Raw genomic sequence first — 21,986 nt, 5'->3', positions numbered from 1 at the left:
CCTCTTTTCTACTATTATATAGACAACCTGGAGCGCGTCTCGGCGCTGAGAAAACGGGCGTGGGGCAAGATCCGTTCCTCTGGGTAATAAATGTAGTATTTGCCGCGGTGCAGGCCGGCGATGGAACGAATAATGTCGGATTGGACCGAGATTTCCGTCAATTCCTCGCGCTTGTCCAGCAGCAGGATCGGCGGCTTCTCCTTGCCGCCCGGATGGGCACCCGGCTTGTAGACGTCGTACGGGGAATCCTCGGGCGTATCGACTTCCATATGGTAGGACGGATCGAGACCGATGCTTTGCCACTGATGACGCACGTCCCGGAGCCATTCCCCGTCCTCCTCGGTCAGCGGCGCGTATTTGTACAGCCGCCGGTCCAGGAAGCGCCGGCACAGGTCCGACAACAGCTCGTCCTTCTCCTCCGCCCATTGGCCGAACGCCGTCTGCGCCATCGCTTCGTCAAGCTTCATATATTGTTCCAACGTCACGGAGCCGGTCAGCAGCGCCCGAATCGGTTCCAGCATGAAGGAGAACGCGTAACCCGAGCTCAGAAGCTCGCTGGCCCTGCGGAAAATTTGCCGCAGCAAAATTTCCGAGCTTCGGGTGACGGGATGGAAGTAGACCTGCCAGTACATCTGATACCTGGACATCAGGTAGTCCTCGACGGCATGCATTCCGCTGTCCTTCACGACGATTTTCCCTTGGAACGGGCGCAGCACGCGCAGGATCCGGTCGAGATCGAACGTACCGTAGTTGACTCCCGTGAAGTAGGCGTCGCGCAGCAGGTAGTCCATCCGGTCCGCGTCCAGCTGGCTCGACACGAGGCTGACGACAATCGGCTTCTCGTACTTTTTGCGAATGACCGCGGCGACCTGCTCCGGCAGCCGGCTGTCGGCCTCGCGCAGCACGCGGTTGATTTCCGTTGCGCCCAAGACGACTTTACAGGTCCAATCTTCGTGGTCCGTACCGAATATTTGCTCCAAAGAGTGGGAAAACGGACCGTGTCCGACATCATGCAACAAAGAAGCGCAAAGACTGAGCAATTTTTCCCCTTGCGGCCAGTCGCCATATCCATTACGCTCAAACTGGGAGATGATTTTTCTTGTAATTTCATATACGCCCAGCGAATGGGAAAACCGGCTGTGCTCCGCCCCATGAAACGTCAGATAGGAGGTGCCGAGTTGGCGGATTCTCCGGAGCCTCTGAAACTCCGGCGTATTGATGAGCTTCCAAATCGTCGGGTCCTGCACGTAGATGGAATGATGCACAGGGTCTTTGAATACTTTCTCCTCACTCAATTTCGTCAACATGGCCATCACCTCATATTTGTCGTTTTTCGACAAGAGCACTGGGAAAACATCGAATTAAGTCGAAATTTGTCGAATAATGTTTTCCTTCGATTTTCTGCTTGCCCACTGCCGTAATAACCTGAAATTCGTGGTAGCTGAGAGGATTCACAGACTTTTTCTCATTTTTTTCAGGAATTCCTCAGAGCTTATAGGTTGACTTTTTTGGGAAAGGTTGGTACGATAGAGTACGGAAAACAGAGAACTTTGTCGAATGCTGGCGATAACGTATAAACATAGATATACGCGTTCGTTTGTACTTAATTTTAATCTTATGAGAGGGGTATTACCAAATGATGAAATCTACGGGTATCGTACGTAAAGTCGATGAGCTGGGACGGGTGGTTATTCCGATCGAGCTGCGCCGGACGCTGGGCATCGGAGAGAAAGACGCCTTGGAGATTTATGTGGACGGCGAGCGCATCATGCTTAAGAAATATGAGCCGGCGTGCATCTTCTGCGGTAACGCGGAGAACGTCACCTACTTCAAAGGAAAAATTGTTTGCAGAGAATGTTTGAAGGATTTACCTTCCCCTGTGACAAATTAGGGAAAATAGTTTATAATAAATATTGGCATTCTAAATCATTGTTAATTCCAACCTTTTTATACTCCTTGCCCCCTCCCGATGTCGATCTCGGGAGGGCTTTTTTTCTTATTCTCCGCCGTTCTCCTCGAGCAGCGCCCGATAGACGTCCCGCTTCGATACTCCCCGGTCGGCCGCCGCCGATTTCATCGCCTCTTTGCGGGCTTGTCCGGCCGCCTCGTAATGCGCGACGTGCTGTCCCAATGCCAGAGGCGCCCACCAGGCCTCTGCTTTCTCCGCTTCCGTCCCTCTCCGGCCCCCGCTCTCCGAACGAGTTCCTTCTATTAATATGCAGCATTCTCCGAGCGGCGAATTCGTCTCGAGATGCGCCAAACACGTCTCGACCGTTCCCCTTACAACCTCTTCGTGCTTTTTGGTCAGCTCGCGCACGACAACCATTCTTCGGCCGCCCCACCTCTCGCCGATAGCCGCCACGGTTTTCTTGAGCCGATGCGGAGATTCGTACAGAATGAGCGTTCCGCTCTCGCCTTCCAATCCGTCCAGCAGCTTATGAATCCCTTTGCGCTCGCGGGGAGGAAAACCCGCGAACAGAAAACGGTCCGTCGGCAGGCCCGAGACGATCAGGGCGGACAGCGCCGCGTTCGCCCCGGGAATCGGCACGACGGGAATGCCGGCCTCCGCGGCGTCCCGCACAAGCTCCGCCCCCGGGTCCGAGATGGCGGGAATTCCGGCGTCGCTGACGAGCGCGACATGCTGCCCCTCCAGCAGCAGGCGGATCAGCTCCGGCCCGCTGGCCTCCCGATTGTGCTCGTGATAGCTTACGAGCCGATTCTGAATGTCGAAATGCGTCAGCAGCTTTCGCGTCTGCCGGGTGTCCTCGGCCGCGATAAGCTGAACCTCCTTTAACGTGCGAATCGCGCGGAAGGTCATATCCTCCAGGTTGCCGATCGGCGTCGCCACCAGATACAGCGTTCCGGGCTTCTCGCGGGCGGCGAAGCTTCTCTGGACGGCTGCCGCCGCCAAGCCGTTCGTCTCCGCCGCAGCAGCTCCGGCCTTGTCCCTATTTTCGCTCACGATGGCTCCTCCTCCCCTTCTCTCTTTCTTTTGACGGCCGGCGCCCGTCCGTTCGGACGCCGGAAGTCGGGAAGCGCCGCCGCCTGCCCGTAAAATACGGCCAGCAGCTCCTGCGTGTATTCCCCGTCCTCTTCATACACGATCAGCGGCGGCAGAAGGCGGACCTCGGGTCTTCCGTCGCGCGTTCCTTCTATTAATATCATGTTCGCTTCCGCGTCTCTGCGAGGATGCACGAAGCGGACCCGCTTCGGCTCGATCCGGCAGCGGCGCATCAGATCGACGATATCGGCCAGCCGGCTCGGGCGATGAACCATCGCGACCCGGCCTCCGGCCTTCACGCTCCTGGCGCAAGCTTCGATCACGTCCTCCAGCTTGCAGCCGATCTCGTGGCGGGCCATCGCCTGATGAACGTTCGTCTTGCGATCTCCGCTCGCCACCGGCAAATACGGCGGATTAACCGTGACCGCGTCGTACAATTCGCCCGCGGGCTTCCACTGGCGCAGATCGCCTTCAATAATATGTATCCGATTGTCCAGGCCGTTAATCCCTACGCTTCTGCGCGCCATGTCGGCCAGCCGGGGCTGAATCTCGATTCCGTCGACGGCCGCTTCGGTCCGCGTCGTCAGCAGCAGCGGAATGACGCCGTTGCCCGTGCACAAGTCGAGAACGCGTCCTCTCGGAGGCACGGCGGCAAACCGCGCGAGCAGCACCGCGTCCAGCGAGAAGCTGAACACCTCGGGGCTTTGGATAATTTTCAGTTCATGGGTCAGAAGATCGTCCAGACGTTCTCCCGGTTGCAGCAGCGTTCGTTCCGCGCTCACAGACTTGGGCCTCCTTCATTGTGCTTACGCCCCTTAGCTTACTTGATTCGCTGCTTGATCGCAAATGCTGCAGAAAACCTGAATAAGCCGTCTCCCATGCCCTTAAGGACATAGGAGACAGCCTTCATTCCTGTCTGCTGCCGCGCTCGAATACGGACGGCTTCGAGCCGTCTCAGATCCCCGAAGCGATTCCGTTCACGACATGCACGTCGATTCCGCCGTCGCGCAATACCCGCAGCGCTTCTTCAGGCGCGTCCGCGTCGGTGACGAGAACATCGATGTCCTCGATCCCGAACGTCGTCAGCAGCGAAATATGGCCGAACTTGGCCGAGTCGAGCAGCATGACCTTGGTACGCGCGGTCGCGGCCATGGCCAGCTTGATCTCGCGCTCCATCGGATTCGGGTCCGTGAATCCCTGCTCCGCCGTAAAGCCGCTGGCGGAAAAGAAGGCGTACTGCGCATGAATCTGGGCGAAAAATTGCGCGGCGATCGGCCCGACGAACGTATTCGACCTCTCGCGCACCATCCCTCCGCAGCCGAGCACCGTGCCTGCGGACACGACGCCCATCAGCGCCTGCAGCGTGTTCAAGCCGTTGGTCGCGACCGTCAGATTGTTGAATTCGCTTAAGTGCGCGGCCATCGCGGTCACAGTCGTGCCGCCCTCCATCACAATCATCCCGTTATCGTTGACGAAATGCAGAGCGGCGTAGCCGGCCAGCAGCTCCTTGACCCATTGCCGGGCATTTCTCTTGTCCTCGAAAGCAGGCTCCAGCGGCTTGTTCGCCGACATATACACGGCGCCGCCGTGCGTCCGGCGGACGAACCCTTCGCACTCCAATTGCTTCAGATCGCGCCTGACGGTCATTTCGGATACATTCAATATCCCGCTGAGCTCCGGAATCGTAACGCTTCCCTTTTTGGCCATATGGCCGATCAGCACACTCCTGCGTTCCAAAGGCAGCATCGGGGACACTCCATTCTTCGTGCGAATTCTTATGTGTTTTAATCCAGTCGGATGGTCTGACAATCGCCCAGTTTATCCGTCCGCCGGTACAAGCTGCGGCTGCCCGTCAACGTCCAGCACGCGAAGGCCGAAGCCGTCCCTCTGAATCGAGTCGTAGTCGTGGCCGGCATCCGACGGCCAGCAGGCGCCGACGACGAGCATCGATCGGCCTGTGTTGACCAGCCGATGGGCGGTATAGCCGGAGATGAAATGCAGACTGCCCGGAGACACCCGCTCCGCCCGGCACTGGCGGCTCTCGTCCATGAGCAGAAGCAGCCCTTCGCCGGCGATGCCCCAATAATATTCCGCCCGGTTGCGCTTCGAGTGGAAATGTCCCTTGGTCATAAAATACTCGGCTCCGATCTTGCCCGGGTATACGCGGCTGACGCCGAAAAACAGCCCGCCCTCCGCAGCGCCGCAGGCATCGTGCATGACGACCTCGTAGACGGCTTCCCGCGGATCGCGTCTGGAGCGCGCTTCCTCGTCCAGGAAGATTCCGGCCAAGTCGCCGACGACCCGGAGCGATGCGGATACGCCGGACCCCGACAGCTTGCCTTCCGCAGCTTCGAATCTCGTATTGCTATTCACCAACATGCCTATTCGGCTCCTTCGCAGGGGATCGTCCCGGCCCGGTCAGGGCACGAAACGCTCCCATATTTCCTTCATTCGTTCCGGCCGGGACACCCATTGGAACCGGTCCGGATCGGCTTCGAACTGGCGATAGATCGGAATCCCCCTCGCGATTCCGAACTCCTCGTACGGTTCGGGGCGCTTGATCGCAAGCGGCCGATACGCATAACGTTCGTTGCGGGACCAGTCGAGCCGGCCGGCCGCATCAAGCAGCGGATACCACGCCAACCCCCGATGGCGGCGAACGCCGTCGTATTCAAATCCGTATTCGCGATCGCACCAGGCACCGAACGCAAGCGGGGAGTCCGGATCGGCGCTGATCGTCGCATGGGCCCAGTACGGCGGCACGATGACGACATCGCCCGGCTCCGCGACGACGGCGAAGCAGCGCCCCGGATCGTCCCCGTCCGATTCCTGCATATAGATGAACGCGCGGCCGGTCCATATTTCGTACAGCTCGGGGGGAGACCAGCCGCTGTGAGCGGAGACGCGGTGCACGTGGCCCTGGCTGCGGATCGGCTCGTCGCCGAGCCTGCCCGCCGCGTACGTGACAGCGCCAAACAACAGCATGCGGCTCCGCAATTCCGCGCGATGCACGTTTCGGCCGACATCCATGGCGATCGCGTACACGGGATCGGGACCTTCGCAGTTCGGATCGCGCAGACTGGAGCGAATCTCGTCAATCGATCGGCGCTCGACGGGAGGGCCGAATACGCCTTCGCCGTACCGGAAGCCCAGCGGATCGCTCGTCGGCCGAATATCGAACCCGGGATCAAATCGCGTCATGCCCATCGCTCCTTTCAAGCAAATGGGACAGCCCGAGCAGGACGGAACTGTCCGGATCGCGTGAAGCCGCAATGCGGATGTCGCCCCACGGCGTCCAGGCCCGCTCGCGCACGAGACGCGACAGCTCCGGAACGACGAGCTCCCGCGACTTCATCAAGCCGCCGCTGAGAACGACCAGATCGGGATCGTAGGCGTGAATCAAATTCACGATGCCCGCGCTCCAATGCACCAGCAGATGCCGCATCGCGCGGACCGCGAACGGATCGTTGGCCGCGCTCGCTTCGACTACGCTTCGGTAGCCGATATCGGATACGCCGGCCAGCGCGCTGTCCCGGTAGCCGTCCTGCTTGACCAGCCAAGCCGGCAAAGACCAATGGCTCGCCTGCGCCTCGAGACAGCCGACATTGCCGCATGTACAGATCTCGCCGTAAGCATCCGTCGCCATATGACCGCCGAGGATGCCGGCCTGATAATGCCGTCCGCGGACGATGCGGCCGTTCATAAGCGCCGCCGTGCCGATGCCGGTGCCGAAGGTCATCAACACCGCGTTCGTCTCGCCGCGGGCGATTCCGTAGGCCGTTTCTCCGAGCAGGGCGGCCCGCGCGTCGTTTTCCATCTCCAGCCGCAGCCCGAACGACTCGCGCGCCCACTGCTCGAACGCGAAGCCGGTCGCATCGGCGTATTTCTCGTTGATCGACAGCAGCGTGCGCCGAACGGGATCGACGATGCCGGGCAGCGCGATCGCGACGCCGCCGCAATCGGCCGTTGTCAAGCTGGTCCGGGCAAGCAGGTCGAGGACGGCTTCGCGGGCGGCGTTCAGCCGCGGAAGCAGCCCGCTGCCGGAGTAGGCGGCCAGACGGGAGCCGGCCAGCATCCGCCCTTCGCGGGCGATGCCCAGCTTGATGTTCGTGCCGCCGAAATCCAAAACAATCGCAATCACGGTCAGCACCCCTTCGTTAATCAGACTATGATGCAAAACGGAAATCCCAACATAAAAACACACATATTAACACAAAAAACAACATATATGAAATTATATTGCGACCGATGCTTATCAACTTTGTTTATTCGTGTTATGTTTAGGAGGACAACACAACCGATTAAGGAGGTTCCCGCCATGCTTCAGCAACCTGCGTTGCCCCGAATTTGCGTGATCGGAGATTTTCTCGTCAAAGGCGGTTGGAAGATCGGTCCCCGAATCAATACCGAGTACGAGCTGCTGCTGTTCCCCCAGGCTTCCGACACGGTATTCCTGCTCGACAGGCAGCCCTACGAATTAAACGAGCCATGCGTGCTGCTCATTCCTCCTCGCGTCACGCACGAATTCCGTTCCTCCTCTGGACGGCATTTGCGCCATCTGTTCATCCATTTCGACCATACGCCGGAATCGCTGCAGGATCCGATTCGGGACATCCCGGCCTTCGTGCCCGTCAGCCGGACGGTCATCGCCGAGAAGATGTTCACCCACATTTTATGTCTGGCGGATCAACAGCCCCCGAGATGGAAGGAACGCGCCTGCGCCAGCCTCTATTTGCTGCTGGAGGAATTGGCTTCGCTGAATCAGGAGCAGGAGCCCCGGGAGCAGGATTCCGCCGCCCACCAGTCCAGACAAATCGAACAGGCAATCGAATATATGAATGCCCGGCTCGACGAAGAGATCGCGATCAAGGACATTGCCGCTCACGTCGGCTGGACGCACGAGTATTTCACGCGCACCTTCACGTCCCACATGAGCGTTCCGCCCCAGCAATACATTTTGCAGCGAAGAATCGAACGGGCCTGCGAGCTGCTCGTTACCGAGAACTGGTCGGTCAAGGAAATCGCATACTCCATCGGCTTCCAGAGCGAGCCTTACTTCTGCCGCGTCTTCCGCAAGATGAAAGGCGTCACCGCGTCCCGTTACCGGGAGATCAACGACGATCCGAACGTGAAGAACTTGTATTTGGCCGTCAAGCACGACCAGCACCTGTCCCACCGGCAAAACACGTATTACTTCGCCTGATCGATATCTCTTCGCCGGGGCGCCGGGCCGGCCGTCTGTCTTTACAGCCGGATGTTCCCCTCGTCAAGCGATACGCGCTCTCCGTTAACGAACAGTTCCCGAATGCCTCCGTTCTTCAACGCTTCAACATGCAAGAGGCACGCCTCCGGCTGTATAACCCGGCTGCGGTCGCGCTCGAACGTCAGTTCGGCCGTGCGGCCGTCGGCCGCCACATGCAGCTCGAGCGTGACCGGGCCGAACCGCGTCGGCGTCCGCTCGACGACGATCGCCTTGCCCGGAACAAGCCACTCCTCGGGCAAGCCCGCCAGCAATTCCAATCGCGCTCCCCGCTCCAGCACGAGCAGATGGCGCACGAGCCGGATGAATTCGGCGGAAGCCCAGTTGTGCGGCATATCGCCGACCCAGTGCCCGTGATGCGTATCCCGGAACGGATGTTCCTCCCGCCATACCCGCGTGCCGGACGCATGGTTGGCGAACGCGTACAAGTAGTCGATCGCTTTGTCCGGCCGACCGGCATACAGCCAGACGTGCGCGTAGAAGGAAGCCGAGTAGTTCCATACGGCCTGGTATGGCGCCCACCCCGTTCCGGTCGGAATTTCCTCCTCATCGTCGATCAGCTCGAGCAGATGGCAGAAGTTACTTACGATCGGATCTTCCGCGTCGAATACTTCCCCCGGATAGATCGCGTGGGCGAGCGCCCACGTCGCCGTGGCGGGGTTAACCCGATCCCAAGGATGCTCGGGCGTGCCGGGGTAATCGTCCGTCGTGTTGGCCGGATGGCCGATATATTCGCTGCCGCTGCCCGGCATGAGCATCGGCAAATACGGCGTTCCGTCGGCCAGGCTCCGCATGTCCCGCCCGGCATGCTCGCGGAAAGCCCGCATCAGACTGTCGCAGCTCGCCGCGAAAGCCGCCGCGTCTTCCTCCAGGCCGAGCCGGGCCGCCGCGCCCGCGATCGCCTTGAGTCCGGCCAACGTCCATAGCGGCGTCGTATACTCCGGCCGCCGGCCGGCCAACCCGCCGTCTCCGTAAGCCGGGGGCAGCAGCCCGTATTCCGGCGCGTCCGGTCCCCGCTCCTTGGACTTCTCGCGGAGGTCTTCGATGTAGGCGACCGCCTTGCGAATGAGCGGCCACAGCTCCCGCAGCTTGGCGTCGTCGTCCATCAGCTCGCATTGCCGGACGAACGTCGCCAGCGTAATCCCCGTCTCCTTCGTATGATGGGCGTGCGTGTAGATCGCTCCGTCGGGACGAGCCCGGCGAACGAGCGCCTCCAAGCCGTGGAACGCTTCCTTCGCATGACCCAAATATTGTGCCGCCTCCAGCAGGAAGTGGCCGTCCACGACCCACAACCCCCGGTAGACGGCGGGACCGACCTGGAATTCGGGAACGCCGCCGTGAATTTCCCTGGCCTGCACGATGTTGCGGGCGCATGACGTAATCATGTCCATCACCGCTTCGTCGGGCACTTCCAGGCGCAGCGACGAGAGCATGTAGCCTTCCCAGAACTTGCGTTCCTCCTCCAGCGCCCGCTCGGCCCACGCATAGTCGAAGTCGGAGAAGTCGGCTTCCGCCGGTTCTAGCGGGATCAGCACGGCTCCGCGGACCGGCGCGTCCGGACGGACCGGGAACCGCTCCGTGCGAAACGACGGAATCGGCCCGTAATCGTCCGCGAGACCTCTGGCCAGAGGTACGCTGGATAATACGCTGCGGACAGGCACGTCCGCTCCGCTCTCGGCGCTGAGCGCCATGCCGCCTCCGGCGGCCTCGTCCCGAATCGTCCACGAGCCGAAGCCTTGCGCCTGAAGCTGAAAATGCGTCATGAACGACGGTTCGCGCGTCGCGATCGTCCACATCACGACATCGGCGCGCCGGCCCTGCGCGTCCCGGTGCCCGAACGCCAGCAGCTCGATGGAAGCCTGCTCGTATTCCACCGTCGTCCGCACAATCGGCACTCGCGCGCTTTCCGTCGATTGCCGAATCGCAAGCGGCTCGCGATCGGTATTCAAGCGAAAGCCGATCACGCGTTGGAAGCAGCCGCCGCGAAATTCGTACAGCAGCCTGCCCTTCTCGTCGACGACCGTCTTGTGGGGATCGTCGGGGCGGCAGATAGCGGTCCACACGGAATGCGGCGCATATCGGAAATCTATCGTTCTCGCAGAGACTGCGGCAGAGGTAACGGTCATGGGTATCTCTCCTCGCGAAAGCTTGCGACGCTAACCTTTGATGCCGGTCAGCGTGATGCCTTCGATAATATATTTTTGTCCGGCGATATAGACGATGAGCAGCGGTAAAAAGGCGATCACGGTGCCGGCCATCATGAGCGGCAGGTCGGTCACGTATTGGCCGCGGAACAGGTTCAGCACGAGCGGCACGGTAAAGTTGCGCGGGTTGGACAAGTAGATCAGCGGCGCGAAAAATTCGTTCCATTTGCCCACGAACGTCAGAATGCCGAGCGCCGACAATGCCGGACCGACCTGGGGCAGCACGACCCGCCAGTAAATCTGCCAGCGATTGGCGCCGTCGATAATGGCCGCTTCCTCCAGCTCGCGCGGCACGGTCAGCATGAACTGCCGCAGCAGGAACACGCCGAACGGGTTCAACAGCATACCCGGGACGATCAGCGCCCAACGCGTATCCAACCAGCCGAATTCCCGGATCATCAAGTATTTGGGAATCAGCGTAACGATGTCGGGCACCATCATGACGGCGAGGAAAGCGGCGAAGATGACATCGCGGAACGCGAAGCGAAGCTTGGCGAAGGCATACGCGGCCATCGAACTCGTCAGCAGCGTGCCGAGCACGATGCCGATCGAGATGATTCCGCTGTTCAAATAAGCCCGCCCGAACGATATGCTGGGCAGCGCGGTCAGAGACTTGCGGAAGTTATCCCAATGAAATTGCTCCGGAATCCACGTGGGCGGTACCCGGTAAATTTCGTCCAAATCCTTCAATGCCGCCAACACGAGCCAGACGAACGGCCCGACCATGATGACGGAGCCCAGAATAAGGCCCGCGTGCAGGGCAACGGTGCCGGGTCTGATCGAGATTCGCATGCGGCCGCCTCCTTTCTAGTTGCCGTAATGGACCCAACGCTTGGAATATTTGAGCTGGATCAGCGTAAACACGAGCAGGATGAAGAACAGCACGATGGCGGCCGCCGAGCTTTTGCCCCAGATGACGTCCACAAAGGCGGCATTGTAGATGTACATTAGAACCGTATAGGTAGCCCGGTAAGGCCCGCCGTTCGTCAGAATGTACGTCTGGTCGAAGACCTGGAACGAACCGATAATGCCGAGGATGACGGTGAAAAAAATCGTCGGCGTCAGCAGCGGCAGGGTGATATGGCGGAGTTTGCCCCATTTGGTGGCGCCGTCAAGCTCGGCCGCCTCGTAATAAGTCGCCGATATGCCTTGCAGACCGGCCAGATAGAGCAGCATCGTGCCGCCGAGCGATTGCCAGGCGACGACAACCGCAATGAGCGGCATCGCGAGAATGGGATCCTGGAACCAGCGGGGCCCGTCGATGCCGAACCAATCTTTGAGATAGGCGTTAATCAGGCCGAAATCCGGGTTGAGCACCCACAGCCAGACGATGGCGACCACGACCGTGCTCGTAATTCCCGGCATATAGTAGATGACGCGGTAGATCATCCTGCCCGCGACCTTGTTCAGCGCCAGCGCGACGGACAAGGCCAGGGCAAGGCCGAAGGGCAAGGCAATCAGCGTGTAATAAGCGGTATTGACGAGCGCCGTGCGGAATAACTCGTCCTGGTACAGGAAGGCGAAATTGTCGAATCCGACGAACTCCGCGCTTCCGAACCCGTCCCACTTCAGGAACCCGATGGCGAAGCCGAACGCAACGGGCAGGAGAGCGAATACGATCAAGCCGACCAACTGGGGCGCGATGAAGAGATATCCCCAGAGATGGTCCGATTTCGATGGTTTCATGGCTATCCCCCTTTCTCACAGGCAAGGGGGAACGGCGGACGGAACGAAGGCGCGCACGCATTCGTCCCGCCGCCATCCCCGCGGCGATTATTGCGCTTTCAGTTCCTGCAGTTTCTTGTTAGCGTTTACATCCGCTTCCTTCATCGCTTCCTCGAAGCTTACGTCCTTCTTCTGGATCAGCCTGTCGAATTGCGTGAACACTTCGTCGGATACGGACGGGTACAAATAGTCGGGGTACACGTAGCCGACTTCGCCCGCGTCCAGGAAATAACGCGCGTGCTCGGGCAGATTGCCCTCCTCCACGAGACTATCCAGTCCGATCATCGTCGGCACGGCGTTGCCGCCGTCCTTCAGACGGAACAGCTGGCCTTCCTTGTTATTGAACTCTTCGATGAAGGTCCACGCGGCTTCCTTATGCTTGGAATCGGCATTCATGACGACGAAGGCGTCCGCGATCGCGCCCGGCTCGATCTTCTTGCCCGTGTTGGTCGGATGGGGCACGACGTCGAATTCCAAGCCTTCCTTCGTCTTGAAGTTCGGCAGCACCCAGCGGCCGGAGGACAGGAATCCCGCCAGATTGTTCATGAACTGGGCTTCCGAGCCCTGACCGCTCGGCAATACGTTCGCGAACGTGAAGTTTTTGGCCTGAATGTTGTCGTACAAATATTTGTAGGCTTCCACGGATTTGGGATCGGAGACGCCGACATAGGAATCGTCGGAATAGAACGTTCCGCCGTTGCCGCTCACCCAGGTGTAGTAAATCGCCCACCAGGTATCGACGATATAGCCGTGCTTGCCGCTGGCGCGGATTTTGTCGGTCATCTCCTGGAACTTCTGCCACGTCCATTGGCCTTGCTCGTACAGGTCGGCCGGAGATTCGGCGATGCCGGCGTCCGCCAGCACCTTCTTGTTGTACCAGAGCACCATCGGATTCATATCGGGCGGTATCGCGTACACGTTGCCGTCCTTCGTCGCCGGCGTCATCAAGCCTTGGTACAAGTCGTCGGGGTTGATCGAGCTGTTTTCCAAATAAGGAGACAGATTTTCGATCAGACCGTTGTTAATCAGCTGCGGCATCAGGCTGTCGTCGGCGTAGAAGACGTCCGGAGCCGTCTTGCCCGTCAGCATCGTCTTGATCTTCTCGGCGTAGCTGCCCGGAATCGGCGCCAGTTCCGCCTCGATGTCGTCGTGGCGCTTGTTGAAATCGTCGGTGAATTCCTGCAGCCGCTGCTGCTCGCCCGGATTGCCCCACACCGACCAGGTGATTTTGACCTTGCCTCCGGAGCCCGAATCCTTGCTCCCGCCGGAGCAGGCCTGCAGGATCGACAGCGCACCCAAAGCCAGAACGACCAGCAGGACAAGCGGCGTACGTTTCCTCATATCGTTTTCCCCCTTATAAATAAATCGCTTACATTTTGTATTGTAGGAACATTGGGCGACGGTTACAATTCACAAAAACTTGAAACCATTGCACGGAATTGACCTGCGTTCGCCTTTCCGGCCGTCTGCCGCGGCTCCCTTCGTCCGCAAGATCAAACGCGTGCAGCGATTGTTCGTTTCGCGACATCGCTTGCCAACATCTTCCCGACACATTAGACTGCTATGATTAAACGATGACCGTCTTGAAACGGTAAGCCGGTAACGGAAGGAGAGGCCTCCCCCAGTGCTCGAGAAACTTCGACAATACCCTATCGTCGACCAGTTGGAAGCGGCGGACAAGGAAGCGCTGTTCCCTTATTTGAGCGAGAGCGAGTATGCCGACAGCTCCGTTATTTTGCGCAACGGGCAGAAGAGCGACCGCTTTCACATTGTCCTGTCCGGAGTTGTCGTCGTCTATATCGAAGACGAGGTTCCGGTGACGCTGGCCGAATTGACCCGAGGACAGTTTTTCGGCGAAATGTCCTGCTTGACCGGAGAAGCCGTCAGCGCCTCGATTATGGCTCGCGGACCGGTCGTCACCTTGTCGATGCCGCGCGACGGCATGCTGACGCTGATGGACAGAAGCTCCGCTTTTCGCCGGCAGGTGATGGAGAACATGATCGCCCGCATTCGCAGCTCCAATCATCGAGTCGTGGAGGAGCATGCCCGAAGCTACGTCGTCCTCCGGGAAATGGAGCGGCAGCGGCAGATCGGATACGGCCCCTTGATCGGCAGCAGTCCGTTTATGCGCGAATTGCGCCAGGAGCTGGAGCGGCTTGCCGTTCAGGAGTTCCCCGTATGCATCGTAGGCGAGAACGGCGTCGGCAAGCTGCATATCGCCTATCGGCTGCATGACGGCTCTCCCCGCCGGGATTATCCTTTGCTGACGGTTGACGGGGACGGATTTAACTGGGAGGAATGGGAGCGGAAGGTGCGCGCCGCCAGAGGTGGCAGCATCGTCCTGAAGCATGCGGACGCCTTGCCCGGGGACGTTCTTCAACGCGTAGTGCGAACGTCGGGGGAATGCCGGGTCGTTATGACGGCCTTGAAGCCGCCGCAAGCCGAGGTTCGCCAAATCCATTCGCTTCCGCTGCGGGAAAGAACCGAGGATATCCCGGAGCTGGTTTACGAGTTTTTGTCGAAAGCCGGCGCGTCCCATCCTCGCGACGCGATCACCGAAAGTGCAATGCGAATGCTTCTGCTGTTTCCTTTCCTTAAAGGGAACGTAGGGGAGCTCAAGAAGCTGGTCGAGGAAGCGTATCTGCTCAGCAGGGGCAACGTGATCCGGAATACGCACCTGAGATTCAGCGGTCCGCGCAAGCCGGGGACCCGGCCGACCATCGGTCTGGCGCTAGGCAGCGGCTCCGTTCGCGGCGCGGCGCATGTAGGCGTCCTGAAGGCGCTGGAGCAAGAGCAGATCCCGGTCGACCTGATCGCGGGCAGCAGCGTGGGCGCGTTCATCGGCGCTCTCTATGCCGGCGGCCAGCCGATCTCCGCGTTCGAGAGAGTGCTGCCGACGGTGCGCTGGAGGCAGCTCGTTCAATTCATGCTGAATCCGAAAGCTTTCGTCAGCAATCACCGGATGATCCGGTTCATAGAGAAATATATCGGGCCGGTCGATTTCGAGGAGCTGCGGATTCCGTTTGCCGCCGTCGCCGCCAACGCGCTCACCGGCGAGAGCCATATTTTGAACACAGGCCGAGTGTCCCACGCGATCTGCGCCTCCACGGCGATTCCCGGAATTATCAAGCCGGTCTCCCTGGACAACCGCCTGCTCATCGACGGCGGAGTCGTTCATGCCGTACCGGTCGCGCTGGCGAAAAGCATGGGGGCGGACCTCGTGATCGCGGTCGACGTCAGCCTGGGCTCGTCGACGAAAAAAGCGCCCAAGCATTTCATCGGTTCGATCCTCAATACGATTGAAATCATGAGCGAGAAGATCAGACAAGACGAGCTGCAGCTGGCCGACGTGGTGCTGCATCCCGACTTCGGCATCAATCCGCTGTCTTTTAAAGCTTCTCCGTCCTTAATCCAGATGGGCGAAAAAGCGGCTCGCGAAGCGATGGCTTCCATCCTAAAAAAAATCGGGCCGCTGAATTCTGCGGACCCGAGTTACGTTCGTATGGAAGGAAGCCTCTGACCGGACGTGCGGAACAACCAAGCGCGCAGCTGAGCCGCTCATCCGTGCTGTCGGGCCCGGTAATCGCCGGGGGTGATTCCGCAATGCTTTTTGAATATGCTGAAAAAATGCCTGACGTTCTCGTAGCCAACCTTCTCCGAAATCTGATGGAAGGACATCTCCTGGTGCTTGGTCATCAGCTGCTTGGCCTTCTGAATCCGGTACAGGTGCAAATAATGAATAAACGTAATTCCCGTCTCCTTCCGGAACAAGGAGCTGATATAGTTCGGATGCAGGTACACATGCTCGGCGATCTGATCCAGAGACAGATCCAGCGCGTAATTTTCATGGATGTAATGAATGATTTTCTCCACGTTGCGGGACATCGGACCGCTGCTCTCGATGCGGGCGAACGTCGGGTCCTTCTCTCCGGGGCCGGAGCCCGTCCAGGGCGCCTGGCGGGCCGACGCCTCGCCCAGCATCTCGATCGAGACGTTCGCCAGCACGTCGTACAGCTCGATCTTGTTGATCGGCTTCAGCAAATAATCGATCACCTTGCAGCGAATCGCCTTTCGCAAATACTCCGTATGGTCGAATCCCGTCAATAGGATAAACCGCTTGCACAGCTCGCGGCTTTTCGCTTCGTTGATCAGCTCGAGTCCGTTCATTTCCGGCATCTGAATGTCGGTAATGACCAGGTCCGGCCTGAAATCCTGCATTTTCTCCAGCGCTTCGATGCCGTCATGCGCGCATACGATTTCCGAGCACGGAGTGCTGCCCTTCTCGATAATGTTGATCAGACCTTTAAGAATAATGGGTTCGTCGTCCACGATCATTAGATTCAGCATCGTTTCACTCCCAATCTCAAGATGTAGGTCGTACCCAGCCCGACGGCGCTGTCGATTTGCAGACCGCTGTCGTCTCCGTAGAAGGCTTTGATCCGTTCGCTTACATTGTGGAGGCCGAGTCCCGAATCCTCCGTCTGCAAGACGCTGCGATCGATCTTGTTGTCCAGAACGTCGCGGATGATCTTCAGCCTTTCCTCGGGAATGCCCGCGCCGTTATCCGAGATTTCAATCCGAATCCATTCGTCCTCCCGATCGACCAGGACGCGAATCTCGCCCCTGCCCCTTCTTTTCGCGATGCCGTGATTGATGCAATTCTCCAGCAGCGGCTGCAAAATAAATCTCGGGCAGCGCATGTCTCCGATATCCGTGCAAACCTGAATGTCGTAGTGGAGAAGCTCCATCATGCGCGGCTTGTGAACGTCCAGGTAATGCGTCACATTGGCCAGTTCCTTCTTCAGCGTCGACTCGTTCTCCTGCGACGACAGGCTGTAGCGCAGCAGCTTGCCCAGCGAATAAATCGCGTCGACGACCTCGTCGTCGTCGTGGATCTCGGCCAGCATCCGGATGGACTCCAGCGTGTTATACAGAAAATGGGGCTTCACCTGCGCTTGCAGCACCAAATAATCGGCTTCCTTCTTCATCAATTCCGCTTTGTGGACCGTATTGAGCAGTTCGTCGATTCTCTGGATCAAGGAGTTGTACGAGAGGATCAGGAAGCCGATCTCGTCCTTGTTCCCCTTGTCCTCGAAAGGCGTCAAATTGTTCTCGTTCACCCTCCGCATATGCTTGGTCAGGTTCAGAATCCGTTTCGTCAGCACGGACGCGATCGCGTAATAGACGGAAGAGAGCAGAAGAAGCAGGCCGCCCATAATCCAGGCCAGATTCCTCGTCTGCTTGGACAGGTCCGAGAACAGTTCCTCCGTGGAGGTCATGAAATAAACCTTCAACTGCAAATCCGGAATGGCCAGGGCGTTCACGAGAATGCCCTGCTCGCTCCAGGCCGTCCGGTCGGCGTCCGTCCCTTCCCGGATCTTCCCCAGTATGGCGAGGTAAGCCTTCCGGTCGAGATGCTCTCCCAGATTTTCGTATACGCTTTCATCGTCCTTTAAAGCAATGACGCCCATGTTGTCGGTAATGTTGACGGCATCCAGGAAGTCGCCGATAATGCGGTCATTGACGCGGATTTCCACAACGCCCAGGTGCTTGGAGAACGTCTCGTCGTACAGGTTCTGATAGAAGACCAGGCCGGGAACGGCGGCGTCGCCCGACGCTTCGAAGCTCCATCGCTTCTGATTGATCCTTAGGCTCCGGGATATCTCTCTCGCCGCGCGCGACTCCTCGTCCTCGATATCGCTGATCTCCTTCCCGACAGGCATGACGGCCGGCTTGATCTTGTAGAGCCGGACGGACTCGATCGACGGATTGGAGCCGTTGGCGAACGTGAAGATGGGCCGGATATCCTTCAGAAAATAATACACGTAGTCGCCGGGCGTCTGATAAAGCCCTTTCAAATATTCGAGCGTCTGCGAATTATGCTGGAACAAGGAATGAATCGACTCTACCTGGGTCAGGCTGACCTTCAGGCTGTTGGACGCCTGAATAATCAATTGCTGCTTGGCCTGGGAGAAATCGTTCACGACCTTCTCGTGAAATTGATTGTACAGGTACATTCCCGACAGGACGACGGGCAGCAGCACGAGCAGGACGTAGCCGAATATCATTTTATGAACGATTCTGACGCTCTTCAAATATCGAATCAAGACGATCCCATCGCTTCCCGCTGTAAAATGACAATTCGGGTAAGATTCCGAAGAATCTTACCCTGCGCCCGAAGATCATCAGTTGGATTATTTCATTAAAGCTTTAGCTTCATTATACTCTTTCGTCGCCCACTCTTCCAAGCGGTCGATTCCGATGCTCTTCGTTTTGTCCAGCATCGCTTGGAGCGCCGCTTTGGCGTCTTCCTCGGATTTGGCCAAATAAATTTTCATCTCTTCGTTCTTGATCATGTTGTCGATGTTGGCCTGAATGACCTGCTCGTTGGAATCCGCCTCGGGCACGACTTTGCCGAACAGCGCGTCGATCTGGGTCACCTTCTTCAGCTCCAGCATCGCTTCGGTCGACGCCGAGTTCGGCACGTAGCGCTGCAGGCTGGACGTCTCCCCTTTGTCGGCGAGAATGCCCCACCAGACGACGCCCATCTGAACCTGGACGTCCTGATCCTTGGAATCGAAGTGGAATTCCGGATAACCGTCCGCATGCATCGTCCAGTCTTCCCCTTCGATGCCCCAGGAAGCGAGACGCTGTCCTTCGATGCTGTACATATATTGGATGAATTTAATAGCCGCTTCCGTATTTTTGGCCGTCTTCGGCACGTACATGCCGGACCAGCCGATGCTGTTCGCGTACACCTTCGGATTCGGGCCGAGGTTTTGGACGACCTGCGTCATCCGAAAATCTTTGCCGTTCGATTCCAGACGGGGATTAAGCGTTTCCGAATCTCCCGAAGCGTTGATCAGCGAGAACGCTTTGCCGTTCAGAATTTGATTTTCCGCTTCCGTCCGCTCCTGCCAGGTGAAGTTCTCCGCCACGATGTAACCTTCGCGGTAAAGCTTGTTTATATAGAGATAGAATGCCTCTTGATCGGGATGGTTGATATAATACTTGGCCTGATCGTCTCCGGCATTATAGAAGCCGAACCGCGGCACGCCGAACTGGATGCGCATGTAGCTGCCCGCTTCGCCCGGAGTAATGACCGCCGGAATGAGGTCCGGATACTTCGCTTTCACCTGTTCGAGTATGCTCAGATAATCGTCCAGCGTCTCCAGCTTCGGATTGCCGAGCGCTTCCATAATATCCGCGCGCACCGACAGCCCTTGGCCCGGATTCAGACACTTGTCGCAGGCTTCCGCTTCTTCGGCCGTCATGAACCCGTTGCGAATCGTATACAGGCTGCCGTCCTTCGTCGCGTTAACCGCTCTGGCGATCGGAGCAATCTCGAAATCCTGCAGCTTGTATTGATCGATCAGCTCGTCCCAGGTGTAAGAAATGTTCGGATTGGACATCGCTTGATGGTTATTGTACGTATAGACGATATCCGGCATCTGCGCGCCCGAAGCGACCATGAGCGGCAGCTGCTGCTCGTCCGCGGCGATCTGCACGTTAACCTTGACGCCGGTTCTCTTCGTGATTTCCTCGGGAATTTTGCCTTTCCACTCGGTCATCGGCCACCAAGGGTGATCGACGAACAACGTAATTTCTCCGAGATCCTTGGCCGCCTCTTCTCCCCCGCTCTCTGTCTGTGTCGCCGCGGGAGCCGACGGGCTGGCGCCCGACGAGGCCGGAGCGTTGTTGCCGCCCGAGGAGCAGGCTGCAAGCAGGGAGCCGATAAGCGCGATCAGCCCCAACGTTTTCACACGATTGCCCGTTGTCTGTTTCATAGCATAAACCCTCCTGTTGAGTAATGATTGTATATGAACATGCGGCGATAAGAGAAGCCCTTCCCGTTATCTTCGCAAGCCGATACCGACTTTAGCCTTTCACCGCGCCGATCGTCGCGCCCTTGACGAAATACTTCTGCAGGAACGGATAGACGATCATGATCGGCACGACGGCGACCACCATGGACGTCACCTGCAGCGAATAGGTCGTCACCCGCACCGCGTTGGCCGCGTATTCGATGCTGACCGCATCGGTCGGGATATTGCCTCTGTTGATGACTTCGATCATGCGGTAGGTCAACGTTCTCAAGTTTTCATTTTGCACATAATACGCCGAATCGAGCCACGCATTCCATTGTCCTACTCCCAGGAACAGCGCCATCGTCGCCATCAGAGGCTTGGAGATGGGCAGAATGATCGAACGGAAAATCTTCAGGTCGTTCGCGCCGTCGATCGTGGCGGCCTCCCTCAGCTCCGACGGAATTTCCCGGAAGAACGAGACGGCGATAAACACGAAGAAAATATTGAGCATGGACGGAATCACGTATACCCAGAAGGTGTTCAGCAGATGAATGTGCCTCAGGATAATGTAAAACGGGATCAGCCCGCCGGAGACGTACATGCCGATAACGAACAGGGCAAAGTAGACTTTCTTGAACACGAGGTCCCGATGCGCCAATCCGTAGGACACGAGACAGGTGAACACGACCCCGATCAGCGTGCCGACCCCCGTCCTCGCGACGGATACGAAGAAGGCCAGCGTCCATTTGGAATCGCCCATGATCTTCTCGTAGTTTGCCAGCGTAAAGTCTCGCGGCCAGAAATAAATGCCTCCCAGGCCGGTGTCGAGCCCGTTGTTGAAGGAGATGACGAACAAATAGTAGAACGGGTAGGCGGTTACGATCAGGATCAGAATCAGCAGCGCGTAGACGATCCCCTCTACGAAGTAATCCTCAAGCGTTCTTTTTCTCAAGCGAGGTCCTCCTTTCTTCATGCTGTCTAGAACAAGCCCGACTTCGTCGTTTTCTTGGAAATCCAGTTGCTGCCGAAAATCAGAATGACGGAAATGACGGCCTGCAGCAGATCGATGGCGGTAGCGAACGAATAGCGGCCCTGCGACAGTCCCACCTTAAACGCGTACGTCTGCAAAATTTCCGACTTGTCCGCGTTGACGGCGTTGCCGAGCAGGAAGGCTTGCTCGAAGTTCGAGCCGACGAGTCCGCCTCCGAGCAGGCTTCCGATCGCCAGAATCAGCACGACGATGGCGGTGCTGCGGATGCCGGGAAGCGTCACGTGCCAGATCCGGCGCAGCCGGCCGGCTCCGTCGATATGCGCCGCCTCGTACAATGCCGGCGAGATGCCGCTGACGGCGGCCAGGAAAATAATCGTCCACCATCCGGATTCCTTCCAGACCGCGGTTCCGACGGCCAATCCCCAGAAGTTGCCGGGCTCGGACAGGAAGGCGATCGGCTCCCGGATGAGGCCCAGGCCCATGAGCAGGTTGTTGAAGATACCGCTGTTCTCGGACAGGAACACCGAAGCGAGTCCCGCGACGACGACCCAGGAGATAAAGTGCGGCAGGTAGCTGGCCGTCTGCACCGCCCGCTTGAACAGCCCGTCCTTCAGCTCGTTGAGCATAAGCGCCAGCAGAATCGGGACCGGGAAGGCGAAGATGAGCTTAAGAAAGCTGATTCCCAGCGTATTGGCGACAATCGTATTGAAGTTGTAGCTGTTCACGAATTCCTTGAAGTATTTCAAGCCCACCCACTCGCTGGTGAAGATGCCGGAGATGCCGGACGCGATCTTGTAGTTCTTGAACGCGATCAGGATGCCGAACATCGGGAGGTAGTGAAAGACGAACAGCGAGACCAGGCCAAGCCAGACGAACAGCTGCATATACTTCTGCTGCCTAAAGCGCTTCCATACAAGGCTGATGGAATGACCCGATTTCGTGTGCCGTTCCTTTGCCGTTAGTAGTTTCAAATCGATTCACTCCTTATGAGCGCGTA

Annotated in this window: 19 protein-coding genes; 3 read left to right on the top strand and 16 right to left on the bottom strand. The window is 58.3% G+C overall.

The window, feature by feature from the left end:
* Positions 1 to 14: 14 nt before the first annotated feature.
* A complete protein-coding gene (locus ACFFT4_RS02645) occupies positions 15 to 1,307 on the bottom strand; it encodes an HD domain-containing protein (protein WP_378044845.1) in 1,293 nt (430 codons plus the stop codon).
* Between the two features lie 332 nt (positions 1,308 to 1,639).
* On the opposite strand from ACFFT4_RS02645, the gene ACFFT4_RS02640 reads away from it, so the two are divergent.
* Positions 1,640 to 1,891 (top strand): AbrB/MazE/SpoVT family DNA-binding domain-containing protein, encoded by a 252-nt coding sequence (locus tag ACFFT4_RS02640; protein WP_512699937.1) that lies wholly within the window; start codon positions 1,640 to 1,642, stop codon positions 1,889 to 1,891.
* Between the two features lie 105 nt (positions 1,892 to 1,996).
* Here ACFFT4_RS02640 and rsmI read toward each other — a convergent pair whose 3' ends face one another.
* From rsmI to ACFFT4_RS02610, 6 genes are all read right to left on the bottom strand, one after another.
* Positions 1,997 to 2,911 (bottom strand): 16S rRNA (cytidine(1402)-2'-O)-methyltransferase, encoded by a 915-nt coding sequence (rsmI, locus tag ACFFT4_RS02635; protein ID WP_378045007.1) that lies wholly within the window; start codon positions 2,909 to 2,911, stop codon positions 1,997 to 1,999.
* 47 nt (positions 2,912 to 2,958) lie between these two features.
* The gene (locus ACFFT4_RS02630) at positions 2,959 to 3,783 is read right to left on the bottom strand and encodes a tRNA1(Val) (adenine(37)-N6)-methyltransferase (protein ID WP_378044844.1); all 825 of its coding nucleotides are present in this window, start codon (positions 3,781 to 3,783) and stop codon (positions 2,959 to 2,961) included.
* 172 nt (positions 3,784 to 3,955) lie between these two features.
* The gene (locus tag ACFFT4_RS02625) at positions 3,956 to 4,747 is read right to left on the bottom strand and encodes a DeoR/GlpR family DNA-binding transcription regulator (protein WP_378044842.1); all 792 of its coding nucleotides are present in this window, start codon (positions 4,745 to 4,747) and stop codon (positions 3,956 to 3,958) included.
* Between the two features lie 72 nt (positions 4,748 to 4,819).
* The gene (locus ACFFT4_RS02620; RefSeq protein ID WP_378044840.1) at positions 4,820 to 5,380 is read right to left on the bottom strand and encodes a glucose-6-phosphate isomerase family protein; all 561 of its coding nucleotides are present in this window, start codon (positions 5,378 to 5,380) and stop codon (positions 4,820 to 4,822) included.
* A 39-nt stretch (positions 5,381 to 5,419) separates the two neighbouring features.
* Positions 5,420 to 6,202, bottom strand: a complete 783-nt coding sequence (locus ACFFT4_RS02615; protein ID WP_378044838.1) for a glucose-6-phosphate isomerase family protein — start codon at positions 6,200 to 6,202, stop codon at positions 5,420 to 5,422.
* The gene (locus ACFFT4_RS02610; protein ID WP_378044836.1) at positions 6,189 to 7,142 is read right to left on the bottom strand and encodes an ROK family protein; all 954 of its coding nucleotides are present in this window, start codon (positions 7,140 to 7,142) and stop codon (positions 6,189 to 6,191) included. The genes ACFFT4_RS02615 and ACFFT4_RS02610 overlap by 14 nt, the downstream gene beginning before the upstream one ends.
* 177 nt (positions 7,143 to 7,319) lie before the next feature.
* Between ACFFT4_RS02610 and ACFFT4_RS02605 the strand changes: the two genes are divergently transcribed.
* Positions 7,320 to 8,204: a helix-turn-helix transcriptional regulator gene (locus tag ACFFT4_RS02605; RefSeq protein WP_378044834.1), complete on the top strand. Its 885-nt coding sequence runs from the start codon at positions 7,320 to 7,322 to the stop codon at positions 8,202 to 8,204.
* A 41-nt stretch (positions 8,205 to 8,245) separates the two neighbouring features.
* Here the strand turns inward: ACFFT4_RS02605 and ACFFT4_RS02600 are convergent, their stop codons facing one another.
* The 4 genes from ACFFT4_RS02600 to ACFFT4_RS02585 all read right to left on the bottom strand — a co-directional run bounded on the left by ACFFT4_RS02600 (position 8,246) and on the right by ACFFT4_RS02585 (position 13,531).
* Positions 8,246 to 10,387: a glucosidase family protein gene (locus ACFFT4_RS02600; protein ID WP_378044832.1), complete on the bottom strand. Its 2,142-nt coding sequence runs from the start codon at positions 10,385 to 10,387 to the stop codon at positions 8,246 to 8,248.
* 30 nt (positions 10,388 to 10,417) lie between these two features.
* The gene (locus tag ACFFT4_RS02595; RefSeq protein WP_378044830.1) at positions 10,418 to 11,257 is read right to left on the bottom strand and encodes a carbohydrate ABC transporter permease; all 840 of its coding nucleotides are present in this window, start codon (positions 11,255 to 11,257) and stop codon (positions 10,418 to 10,420) included.
* A gap of 15 nt (positions 11,258 to 11,272) precedes the next feature.
* Positions 11,273 to 12,151, bottom strand: coding sequence for a carbohydrate ABC transporter permease (locus tag ACFFT4_RS02590; RefSeq protein WP_378044828.1), 879 nt, complete (start codon positions 12,149 to 12,151; stop codon positions 11,273 to 11,275).
* Between the two features lie 87 nt (positions 12,152 to 12,238).
* A complete protein-coding gene (locus ACFFT4_RS02585) occupies positions 12,239 to 13,531 on the bottom strand; it encodes an ABC transporter substrate-binding protein (RefSeq protein WP_378044826.1) in 1,293 nt (430 codons plus the stop codon).
* Positions 13,532 to 13,814: 283 nt separating this feature from the next.
* Here ACFFT4_RS02585 and ACFFT4_RS02580 point away from each other — a divergent pair, with 283 nt between their 5' ends.
* Positions 13,815 to 15,710: a patatin-like phospholipase family protein gene (locus ACFFT4_RS02580; RefSeq protein WP_378044824.1), complete on the top strand. Its 1,896-nt coding sequence runs from the start codon at positions 13,815 to 13,817 to the stop codon at positions 15,708 to 15,710.
* 38 nt (positions 15,711 to 15,748) lie between these two features.
* Here the strand turns inward: ACFFT4_RS02580 and ACFFT4_RS02575 are convergent, their stop codons facing one another.
* From ACFFT4_RS02575 to ACFFT4_RS02555, 5 genes are all read right to left on the bottom strand, one after another.
* Positions 15,749 to 16,537, bottom strand: a complete 789-nt coding sequence (locus ACFFT4_RS02575) for a response regulator transcription factor (RefSeq protein WP_378044822.1) — start codon at positions 16,535 to 16,537, stop codon at positions 15,749 to 15,751.
* Positions 16,531 to 18,297 (bottom strand): sensor histidine kinase, encoded by a 1,767-nt coding sequence (locus tag ACFFT4_RS02570; protein WP_378044820.1) that lies wholly within the window; start codon positions 18,295 to 18,297, stop codon positions 16,531 to 16,533. Before ACFFT4_RS02570 ends, ACFFT4_RS02575 begins: the two co-directional genes overlap by 7 nt.
* Positions 18,298 to 18,384: 87 nt before the next feature.
* Complete coding sequence (locus ACFFT4_RS02565) at positions 18,385 to 19,977, bottom strand: extracellular solute-binding protein (RefSeq protein ID WP_378044819.1); 1,593 nt, start codon at positions 19,975 to 19,977, stop codon at positions 18,385 to 18,387.
* A gap of 91 nt (positions 19,978 to 20,068) precedes the next feature.
* A complete protein-coding gene (locus ACFFT4_RS02560) occupies positions 20,069 to 20,950 on the bottom strand; it encodes a carbohydrate ABC transporter permease (RefSeq protein WP_378044817.1) in 882 nt (293 codons plus the stop codon).
* Between the two features lie 26 nt (positions 20,951 to 20,976).
* Positions 20,977 to 21,960 carry an ABC transporter permease gene (locus ACFFT4_RS02555; protein ID WP_378044815.1) on the bottom strand — a complete coding sequence of 328 codons (984 nt, stop codon included), beginning with the start codon at positions 21,958 to 21,960 and terminating at the stop codon, positions 20,977 to 20,979.
* Positions 21,961 to 21,986 lie beyond the last annotated feature (26 nt).

This window comes from Cohnella cellulosilytica (assembly GCF_042431195.1).
GTDB classification, from domain to species: domain Bacteria; phylum Bacillota; class Bacilli; order Paenibacillales; family Paenibacillaceae; genus Cohnella; species Cohnella cellulosilytica.
This window is presented reverse-complemented; position numbering and strand designations above follow the sequence as displayed.